General features: G+C 65.8%; 8 protein-coding genes and 1 pseudogene. 7 read left to right on the forward strand and 2 right to left on the reverse strand.

The annotated features are described in order from the left end of the window. Positions 1–273 precede the first annotated feature (273 nt). The 6 genes and pseudogenes from ACHFGS_RS05390 to ACHFGS_RS05415 all read left to right on the forward strand — a co-directional run bounded on the left by ACHFGS_RS05390 (position 274) and on the right by ACHFGS_RS05415 (position 6,987). Positions 274–2,532: a Mu transposase C-terminal domain-containing protein gene (locus ACHFGS_RS05390; protein WP_394278372.1), complete on the forward strand. Its 2,259-nt coding sequence runs from the start codon at positions 274–276 to the stop codon at positions 2,530–2,532. Next, entirely contained in the window at positions 2,529–3,425 is an 897-nt protein-coding gene (locus ACHFGS_RS05395) for an ATP-binding protein (protein ID WP_394278371.1), read from the forward strand. Before ACHFGS_RS05390 ends, ACHFGS_RS05395 begins: the two co-directional genes overlap by 4 nt. Next, a protein-coding gene (locus ACHFGS_RS05400) for an IS5 family transposase (protein WP_394278370.1) occupies positions 3,422–4,313 on the forward strand; the annotation gives its coding sequence in 2 pieces (ribosomal slippage) (positions 3,422–3,807 and positions 3,806–4,313; 894 coding nt in all). The genes ACHFGS_RS05395 and ACHFGS_RS05400 overlap by 4 nt, the downstream gene beginning before the upstream one ends. 17 nt (positions 4,314–4,330) lie before the next feature. Beyond that, positions 4,331–4,570: a hypothetical protein gene (locus ACHFGS_RS05405; protein ID WP_394278369.1), complete on the forward strand. Its 240-nt coding sequence runs from the start codon at positions 4,331–4,333 to the stop codon at positions 4,568–4,570. A gap of 17 nt (positions 4,571–4,587) precedes the next feature. Then, positions 4,588–5,001 (forward strand): annotated as a pseudogene (locus tag ACHFGS_RS05410) (TniQ family protein); the annotation flags it as partial. A gap of 213 nt (positions 5,002–5,214) precedes the next feature. Beyond that, entirely contained in the window at positions 5,215–6,987 is a 1,773-nt protein-coding gene (locus ACHFGS_RS05415; protein WP_394278380.1) for a LysR family transcriptional regulator, read from the forward strand. On the opposite strand, the gene ACHFGS_RS05420 is transcribed toward ACHFGS_RS05415, so the two are convergent. Both ACHFGS_RS05420 and ACHFGS_RS05425 read right to left on the reverse strand, forming a co-directional pair. After that, the gene (locus ACHFGS_RS05420) at positions 6,984–7,346 is read right to left on the reverse strand and encodes a hypothetical protein (protein ID WP_394278368.1); all 363 of its coding nucleotides are present in this window, start codon (positions 7,344–7,346) and stop codon (positions 6,984–6,986) included. The genes ACHFGS_RS05415 and ACHFGS_RS05420 overlap by 4 nt on opposite strands. A 48-nt stretch (positions 7,347–7,394) precedes the next feature. Beyond that, the gene (locus ACHFGS_RS05425) at positions 7,395–7,676 is read right to left on the reverse strand and encodes a helix-turn-helix transcriptional regulator (protein ID WP_394278367.1); all 282 of its coding nucleotides are present in this window, start codon (positions 7,674–7,676) and stop codon (positions 7,395–7,397) included. A gap of 199 nt (positions 7,677–7,875) precedes the next feature. Here ACHFGS_RS05425 and ACHFGS_RS05430 point away from each other — a divergent pair. Continuing rightward, positions 7,876–9,871: N-6 DNA methylase (locus ACHFGS_RS05430; protein WP_394289252.1), on the forward strand; the 1,996-nt coding region annotated here is incomplete at its 3' end.

A 9,871-nucleotide genomic window follows, 5' to 3' on the forward strand; every position in this document is an offset into this window, starting at 1 on the left:
GACGCTACTTCAGCGAGCACTCCATGAAGCTCCTCAACACCACCGAGAAGGAGGTCGCGATCCCCGAACTCGCTGCAGCATAATCACAGAAGCTGATCTCGCACGGTGTTGAGAAACTCCACCACTCAGCGGGACGTCACCGGTCACAGAAGCCGTCGCGGCTCCCGACTACGCTCGGGGCCTGGTCCTTCACCTGTTGTGGCGACGGGTGTGGCGGACGGACCTGACGGTCCCCATGCAATCATCCAGCATTCTCGTGCCCGAGGCTCTGTCATGACGTGGCTCGCGGAAGGCGCGCTGGTGTCGTACGACGGGGAGGCGTGCCGGGTCGTCGAGCTACTCGCGGACGCCGTCGTGCTCGTCGACTCTCGTGGAGGTGCGCGGCGTGTGCGATTGGTTGAGCTGCTTACGCCCCCCGAAGAAGGCGGGCTCATCCAACTGCCAGCAGAATCGGACGAGCGCGAAAGGGGTGCGCGACCCGTACTCGACGGGATGTTGTGGCGAACCGCTTCCTCCAAGGCGCGGGAAGCCGCGCAGCGAGCTGCCGGAGACGCCCGCGAGGTCGAGACGGGTTACCGGTCGGGCGCGGCCGAGTTCGCTGAGCCAGGTGAGCCGCGGCCAGAGTACGATCCCGCAACCACGAATCTCACCAAGCGCAAGCACGCGAAGGCCTCGGAGCGTGGAGTGAGCGTACGCACCGTCGAGACCTGGATTTACACTCTGCGCCGGTCTGGAATGACGGCGCTTCTGGACGGGCGCTCTGGTCGGGACGGGACTCTACTCCAGAACGTCGACCCCGACTGGCTCTCAACCTGCGAGCAGGTGCTCGCCGAACTCACCGATCGGGCGAAGCTGCGCAAGACCGTCGTCGCTACCTGGATCGAAGACAGGGTCAAACAACGGACCGAGCGGGGCGACTTTGGGGGCCGCATCGTCCGTGCCCCGAAGGCGACGACAAGAAACGAGGTGTTCGACGAGCTCGACCGCGGTCGCGGTTTGTTCAAGGGATCGACCGGCCGGCGCCGATCAAACGCCTCCCGCCCAACGCCACCATACGGACGTCTGCGCGCGTCCCGTCCCGGCGAGGTGCTGATACTCGATACCACTCGCTTCAATGTGTTCGGACTGGACGCGCTCGGGCGATGGGACTCCGTAGAGTTGACCGCCGCGATGGACCTCAGCTCTCGCACTATCCGCGGGCTGCGGATGACACCCCGCTCGACCAAGGCAATCGACGTGACCGGCGTGCTGTTCGAGGCGATGCAGCCGTTCGTCCCACCGAGCGAGTGGAGCGCCGAAGCTGCGTGGCCATACTCGGGACTCCCCGACACGCTCGTGGTGGCCACTGAGCGGATTCGGCTCGACCAGTACTGGACGAGCGCGGATGAGGCCGAGCGTAAGCGCCAACTCGCCGCCGCGAAGGCGCGGGAGGCTGAGCGGCGGGAGGCGGTCCTCGCCGGCGCAGACGACGGGATGCTTCCAGAAACGATCGTTGTCGATCACGGCAAGGTCTACTTGTCCGAGACCGCCATCAGCTTCTGCGCAAATCAGGGGATCTCGGTTCAGCCCGCGCGGATCGCGATGGGCTCAGACAAGGGCCCGCTGGAGCGCTTCTTTGGAACGACCGAGCAGCTGTTGCAGGAGGTGCCCGGATACAAGGGTCGATCCATCGATACCCGTGGACTGCGCCCCGAAGACGAGGCCGTTTACACCGTTCAGCAGCTAGAACAGATCGTGCGTGAATGGGTCGCGACCGTCTACCACCACACACCCCACTCATCCTTGTTCGACCCCCACTTGCCGGGCGTGTTGCTGAGCCCCGTACAGGCGCACGCGCGTGGCATCGCCCTCGCAGGACGACTGAGGCTGCCGCAGGGCCGGAACCTGCTTCTCGAGATGCTGCCCGTGGAGATGCGCAACTTCCGGCCCACCGGGATCGAGATGCATGGACTGACATACACCGGCCCGATTCTCGAGAAGTACCTGAACCGCTCGCGGGTGATCAGCTCGGGGCGCCGGAGTTGGCCGTTCCGCTACGACCCCGACGACCTCAGCCGGATCTACTTCCATGACCCCGAGAACGGATCCTGGCACACGCTCACCTGGGTGCGGCACGCAGATCTTGACATGCCATTCAGCATGGATGCGCTCGAGTACGCAAAGCGACATGCTGTGAGCAGGGGCGGCAAGAAAGACGTTGAGGGAGCACTTGTGGAGCTTCTGAGGCGTCTCGGCATCTCCCGCGGGGACACTGCCCGCGAGAAGCTGATCGCTGCTCGCGAAGTCGCTCGTCGAGACCCGGTGCTGCCGCTGAACCAGCCGACATCGCTTGCGACCGTGCAGCGACTCTTGACGGCATTCAACGCCGCGCGCACCTCCGGGGAAGGTGCGGCTCTGTCGCAAGTGCCCGCGATAGCAATTGACCTATCCAGCGCCGACGAGATCCTCCCGGCGAGCGTTGTCGAGCCGGCGTCCCGGAAAGCGGACGGGTCCGAGGACGGCTTCTACGACGATGTGATGGAGATCTTGTGAGCCTGACGTTGGAGCGACAGCAACCGCTGTCGACCTACGAGGGATGGCAGACCTTCGTCGACGCGCGCCCGTTGCCAGAGCCGGAGCCGCTCACGAAGCGCCAGATCCGTTCGCTCGATGACCGGGCGCGTGACGAGTACGACTCCGCGCGACGGGCATTTCACCGTGACACTCTGGTGCGCACAGATCAGCTTCGCGACGCAAATGACCAGCTCTTGGACCTCCTCGAGTCCAACATGCAGGGCGTGGATCGGGTGAAGGGCGCCGGGGTCATCGACGCACCACCGGGACTCGGCAAGTCGACAACGCTGAACCAGTTCGGGCGCGAGTTTCACCGTCGCCAGGTGGCGAGATACGGCGAGACCATGGAAGACGGCGCCCTCCACATCCCCGTGTGTCGCGTATGGTTCGCCGGACGCATGACAACGAAGAGCCTGAACGGGATGATCTTCGATTACTACGCGCACCCGGCTGGACGGTTTCGCCGCCGGAGCGCGACCGAGCACAACCTCGCAGCAACCGCCGCTGAGGCAGCCGTTCGCCACGGCACGAGACTCTTCATCGTCGATGACATCCACTTTCTGAAACCCCGCACCAACGACGGCGGCCAGGTCGCCAACCAGCTGAAATGGCTCGCAAACGAGTACCCCGTGACGTTCGTCTTCGCCGGCGTTGACCTCAACAACAGCGGAATACTCGAAGAGGGACGCCTCCTGGAGACGGCGCAGACCGCCCGCCGCTGGACTCGGATCCCGATGAGCCCATTCACGGTCCTCACCGAGGAGGGTGACGCTGAGTGGAAGAAGCTCGTGAAGACGGTAGAGAGCCGGCTGGTGCTAGGGCGTGTTGATCAAGAGGTTCAGGCTCAGGGTCGGCGAGTCTCGATGGTGTGACGCGTCAGGAGATCTCGGATGAGGTGTGGGCTGTTCTGGAGCCGCTGATGCCGGTGCCGGTCGGCAGGTCGCGGCCGTGGACGGATCATCGTCTCGCGGTCGAGGGCATGGCCTGGAAGTACCGCACGGGGGCGCCCTGGCGGGATGTGCCGGAGCGGTTCGGGAAGTGGAACTCGATCTACAAGCGGTTCGCGCGCTGGGCCGAGGACGGCACGTGGGAGAAGCTGCTCGCCGAGGTGCAGAAGCAGTCGGACGCGGCGGGCAAGCTCGACTGGGTGGTGTCGATCGACTCGACGATCGCGCGCGTGCATCAGCACGGCGCGACCCTCAGCCGCGACACAGGGGGCTGTGTCGAATCACAAGAATCCGCGGGAAGAGCCGCCTGATCACGGGATCGGCCGCTCCCGTGGCGGGTTGACGAGCAAGGTGCATCTCGTCTGCGACGGGCGTGGACGTCCGCTGAGCTGGGGGATCACCGGCGGCAACGTCAACGACACCACGATGATGACCGCCACCCTCGAGCAGATCCGCGTCCCTCGAGCTGTCGGCCGTCCGAGGCGGCGCCCGGATCGGGTGCTCGCCGACAAGGGCTACCCGTCGAAGAAGAACAGGGCGTGGCTGCGGGAGCGGAAGATCGCCGCGACGATCCCGGAGCGCGACGATCAGATCGCACATCGGCGGAAGAAGCCGGGTCGGCCCATCGACTTCGGGGAAGCCCAGCAGGAGCGCTACAAGGGCCGGAACGTCGTCGAGCGGTGCTTCAACAAACTCAAGCAATGGCGCGGCATCGCGATGCGCTCAGACAAGACCGCCCGCGCCTACCGTGCCGCGATCGCTCTCGCCGCCACGCTGATCTGGATCAAGACCGACTTGATCCACACGGCCTAGCAGAAGCTCACCAGGGCATGCTCTACAACCTCTCGGACTACCTCTTCGCCCGCACCACGGGCTACATCGGCTCACTGATGGACCTGGTCAGTCGCGCCGCCGCCCGAGCAATAAGGACTGGCTCCGAGCGAATCGACCAAGCCCTCTTGGATCGCATACCCATCGACGCCGCCGCGGAAGCAGCATTCAAGGACACCAGGGCAACGATCGCGTACTACCGCAAGACGGGGAGACTTCCCCCGGAACTGCGCGCATGATGCGGGAACTACGGCGCATGCCATTCGCCCTGGCACCGCTCCCGGATGAGCCATTCGACTCCTGGCTGGAGGCCTACGCGCACGCATACGGGTCAACCATCGATGAGCTCGCCCTCTCACTCGGACTGACCGCCTCTGACAGCGACGTAGAGTTGAGCCCCGTCGTCGCAAGCACGTGGGCCACAACGCTCACGACATCGCAGCTAGACCGGCTCGAGGCGACGACCGGCCTCCCTCGCCAGGCCTTCATCGAGATGACGCGGATGAACTTCGTCGCTGCGGCTGTTCGACTCACGAGCACCGGACGCATCAGCCCGAGCTCCGCGGGCTCGGGGGTCGCTGGCCGCTTCTGCCCGGAGTGCCTTCGCGATTCGGGCGGACGCTGGCGACTCTCATGGCAGTTCGCGTTCGGGTTCGCGTGTCTGCGGCATCGCATCCTGCTCGTCGACGTCTGCCCGCAGTGCGGTCAGCACCCCCGGAGAGTGGGCCATCCGCGATCGCAGATCCCCAAGCCGGGGCGCTGTCACCACCCCGCCCGCGACGCGGCCGGCCGACAATCGCGCTGTGGCGCCGACCTCACCCAAAATGCCGACCCGATCGCGGCGCCGGCGATTGTCCGCGACGCACAACGCACAATCCTCCACGTGATATCGCGCGGCTCGGCCCGGTTCGGCCTGTACAGTGCGGACCCTCAGCCGGCGCTGTTGGTCATGGAGGACTTCAGGCTCCTCAGCAAGCTCACACGAGCGAAGTTCCGCGTGGATGCCAGCGCGCTCGCGCAAGCGGAACTCGGCGATGATCTGTCGGGCCGGTTCCTCGCGCTCCGCGCGAGCGATGCCGAGCGACGATCCGTCCATCCAGCCAACGCGGTGCTCGCAGCAGTCGGCAACGCGGGCGCGTACCGTGCCCTATCCGATCCCACGGCGTTGCCCGCACTCCTTGCCGACCGGCTCCCCAGGACGATGAGCACGAGCGGCTACTCCCGACCGCTCGCGCAGCTGATCGATGCGAGCCTGGGCCGCCGTCACCGTCCTTCCACAACGCTGCGCGCAGCCGCGGCGGGAGTGGCAACACGCCCCGAGGATCGCGCCCGAAAGATCCCCGCGCTTCTGTGGCCGGCGTGGACCGAGAAGCTTGCGCCGAACCGGCTCGACCGCGAAGTGGCTGCCAGCGCATTGGCCGCCGCTGTGATCCTTGTGGGGAGTGACCTCTCCCACGGTGCCGCGCTCCGCCTTCTCGATCCGGAGTCTCCGGGGCGACGTGTCTCGCACCTGATGGCCAGTCTCGGAAGATCTCGCGCCGAGGGGAAAAGCATCGGGGCGATCGTCGAGCTCGCCGACTACCTCGACCGCACGGACACGCCCATCGACTACGCCCGTCGACGAGTCCTCGACTACTCGGCGCTGCTCCCTGAGCGGGAATGGCAAGACGTGTGCGAGGAAGAAGGGGTCCATGCGGGTTCCGGTCGCCGCTGGCGAGCAGCCCGGCATGCGCTCTTCGCCCTCGTCACGGGCAGCCGTGTCGATGCGGCTCCATTCCCAGACTCGCTCACCGGCCAGGCGCGGGTATTGGCGCGCGACTTCCTGGCCAGCGCGCCGGGGAGGGTCCGGAAGGCACTCGAGGGCGTCGCGGTGGCCTTCCTGCAGGCGAACAACATCGACGAGCCGCTGACGTGGGCGCCCCCTACGCCAGACGCCCCAGAGACGGTCTCCGAGCCGGATGTCCCGAAGGCCGAGAAGTCATGGGCGCGCGCTCGTCCCGGTGCGGATCGCCTGGCGGAGACCTTGCCCTCGGAGCGGTTGACGGCTGCGTACGAGGCCGGCAGATCGACGCGCGAACTCGCTGTCGAAGGCAATGTCGCTCGCCAGACCGTTGCTCGAGCTCTCGAGCGCGCCGGAACCCCGGCCAGACCGCCGGGCCGGAACAAGCGCATCGACATCGACAATGACTGGCTGAGGCAGCGGTACGTCGCGGAGCAAGCGACCATCCCCGAACTCGCAGTCGAGATCGGATGCTCCAACCAGTCCGTCAGCAGATTCCTGGAGCGCGCCGGCATCCCGGCGCGCCGCCGCGGAAGCGCCAGCCGCGCAGATTCGCTCCGACCACACCCCATTGCCAAGGACTCTGCGCTGCTTCGGCGTGCGCTCATCGGGCAGGGCGCACTTCAACGAGCCCAGCGCTTCCTCTTCGCCTGCGACTACGCGACGCTCACCGGAGCGGCCCGCGCGCTCGAGATCAGTCCCACTGCACTCAGCACACAGATGAAGATCCTCGGAACCGCTTCTGGCGGAGACCTGTTCGTGTCAGCCCAGACCGGTCAGCCGATGCAGCTCACGGACACTGGGCGGCGCCTCAAGCGCGAGTTGCTGAGAGCGCGGAACGCGCACCCCGAGTTGTGGGGAGAGGGCGGAGCCTAGGCGAGACCTGGTGCGATGACGTCCCCGTGCCCGGGGACGTAGGAGATCACGCCGAGACGGGACCAGTAGCTCACGAACCACGCTTCAACCAGCGCACCTTGTTCACGGCGGTGCGCGAGCGAGCGTCGAGGGTCTTCGATGACGCTGTCCCAGTCGAGGTTCGGGAAGACCTGGTTCATGAGCTCGGCGCGGGTCGGGCCTGCGTCGTGGAGGTCCCACCACTGGCGCGTCGCCTCACCCGCGCGCCGGGCGGTCTCGCTGCCGTTCGGTTCCTCGATCGTCCCGATCAGCACCTCGAGGAAAGGGTCTGCAGCGGCCAATGAGAACGCGTCAATCTCGCCCGGATCCCGCTCGTGCATGATCCGACGATGCCATACGAATTAGGCCATGCCAATCACGCATGCCGATCACCGTGCCGCGAGGTCGGGCGCCTCTGTGGGGAGCAGGTCCGTGAGCTCGACCTCGAGCACCTGCGCGATCGCCAACAGCGTCTGCAGGCGAGGGTTGGCGGGGTCGCCCGGACGAGACTCACCCTTCTCGAGCTTCTGGTAGGTGTACCTGCTGAGCTGAGCCTCATACGCGACCCGCTCCTGGCTGTAGCCGCGCTCGACGCGATGCCGCTGGATGTTGCGGCCGATGTCCCGCGCGTACGACTCCCATGTCACGGGGGAGCGCTTGCTGCTGGGCACCTCCCAAGGCTGGCGATTAGGCCACCTCTACATGGCCTAATCGGTATGGCATTCTTCGATGAACGTCACGTTGAGAGGTTGCAACCCGGGTATCTCGGCTCTGACGACCCCGGACCGTCCGAGGCATGGGCCAGGATGGGAGGGTTCGCGGCGCCTGCGCCGCTTGTTCGTTGCTCTACAGCAGGAGTGCCCACCTGTGGTGAATCACGTCGCCTTCATCTGGAACATCGCCGAGTCCCTTCGCGGCCCGTTCAAGCCCTCGGAGTACGGCTCGGTCGTTCTCCCGTTCACGGTGCTCCGCCGCCTCGACGCCGTCCTCGCCGACACCAAGCCTGCTGTGCTGGAGGCCGCGAAGGGCATCGAGACGCTCCCCGAGATGCTGCAAGCGATCAAGCTCCAGGAAGCTGCCGGCCACCAGTTCTACAACACGTCCCAGTTCGACTTCGCCAAGCTCGTCGCCGACCCGGCCGACCTCCGCGCCAACCTCTCGTCCTACCTGGCCGGGTTCTCCGCGAATGTGCGGGATATCTTCGAGCGGTTCGAGTTCGACAAGACGCTGAACAAGCTGGCGGAGAAGAACAAGCTGTTCGCGGTGACAGAGAAGTTCGCGCAGGCCGACTTCCACCCCCGCACCGTCTCCAACATCCAGATGGGTCTCGTGTTCGAGGAGCTGATCCGGTTCGCGAACGAGAAGTCGAACGAGACCGCGGGCGACCACTACACGCCCCGCGAGGTCATCAAGCTCATGGTCGAGCTGCTGTTCGCACTCGACGACGACGCCTTGTCGAAGTCGGGCGTGGTGCGCTCCATCTACGACCCGACCGCCGGGACCGGAGGCATGCTCTCCGTCGCCGACGAGTACCTGCACACCCTGAACCCGAGTATCCAGCTGAGCCTGTACGGGCAGGACTACAACGACGCCTCGTACGCGATCTGCAAGGCCGACATGGTCATCAAGGGCCAGGACGTCGACAACATCGCCCTCGGCGACACCCTCACCGAGGACCACTTCGACGACAAGAAGTTCGACTACGGACTCTCCAACCCCCCGTTCGGCGTCGACTGGAAAGACCAGCGCACCTACGTCGACGACGAACACACCAAGCTCGGCTTCAACGGCCGCTTCGGGCCCGGCACCCCCGCCGTCAGCGACGGGGCGATGCTGTTCCTGCTGCACCTGGTGTCGAAGATGCGCAAGCCCGAAGACGGCGGCTCCCGCATGGCGATCGTCCTCAACGGTTCACCGCTGTTCTCCGGCGGTGCCGGCGGTGGCGAGTCGAACATCCGCAAGTGGCTGCTCACCAACGACCTCGTCGAGGCGATCATCGGACTGCCGAAGGACATGTTCTACAACACCGGCATCTCCACCTACATCTGGGTCCTCACCAACCGCAAAGACGAGAACCGCAAGGGCCGGGTGCAGCTCATCGACGGCCGCGAGATGTTCACCAAGCTCCGCAAGGGCCTCGGCTCCAAGCGCAACGAACTGAGCCCGAAGAACATCGAGACCATCGTCGGCCTGTACGCCGGGTTCGAGGACGGCGAGCACTCGAAGATCTTCCGCAACGAGGACTTCCTCTACCGCACCATCACCGTCGAACGCCCCCTCAAACTCAACTGGCATGCCACCCCCGAACGCATCGACGCCGTGTTCGAAGCCAAGGCGGTCCAGAAGCTGGACGAAACGGATGCCGCGGCCCTCCGCGCGGCCCTCGACCGGCTCGGCGCTGACACGGTGTGGAAGAGGCGCGCCGAATTCCAGAAGGTGCTGAAGGATGCCGCGAAGGCCGAAGGCCTCACCCTGCCCGCCCCGCTCCTCAAGACCGTCACTTCCGAGCTCGGCGAGCAGGACGACACCGCCGACACCTGCACCGACACAAAGGGCAACCCCGAGCCGGACGCGTCGCTCCGCGACACCGAGAACGTGCCCTGGGACGAGCACATCGACGCCTACGTCGCCCGCGAAGTCCTCCCATACGCACCCGACGCGTGGGTCGACCACTCCAAGACCAAGGAAGGCGCGGAGATCCCCTTCACCCGCCACTTCTACCAGTGGTCAAGTCCCAGGGAGTGGTGTAGTTCGGGTTCCTTCGATCTGTTGATGGTTCAGGCGGTGAGCTCGAGGGTGCTGTCGGTGTTCACCTCCTCCGTGCCGGTGTCGGCGACGAGGGTGAGCCTGCTCTTGGCGAGGATGT

Origin of the sequence: Microbacterium sp., assembly GCF_043427715.1 — a bacterium.
Taxonomy (GTDB): Bacteria; Actinomycetota; Actinomycetes; order Actinomycetales; family Microbacteriaceae; genus Microbacterium.

Coding starts and splice junctions, on each gene's coding strand:
- ACHFGS_RS05390 (WP_394278372.1), top strand. CDS start 274: ATGACGTGGCTCGCGGAAGGCGCGCTGGTGTCGTACGACGGGGAGGCG.
- ACHFGS_RS05405 (WP_394278369.1), top strand. CDS start 4,331: ATGCTCTACAACCTCTCGGACTACCTCTTCGCCCGCACCACGGGCTAC.
- ACHFGS_RS05420 (WP_394278368.1), bottom strand. CDS start 7,346: ATGCACGAGCGGGATCCGGGCGAGATTGACGCGTTCTCATTGGCCGCT.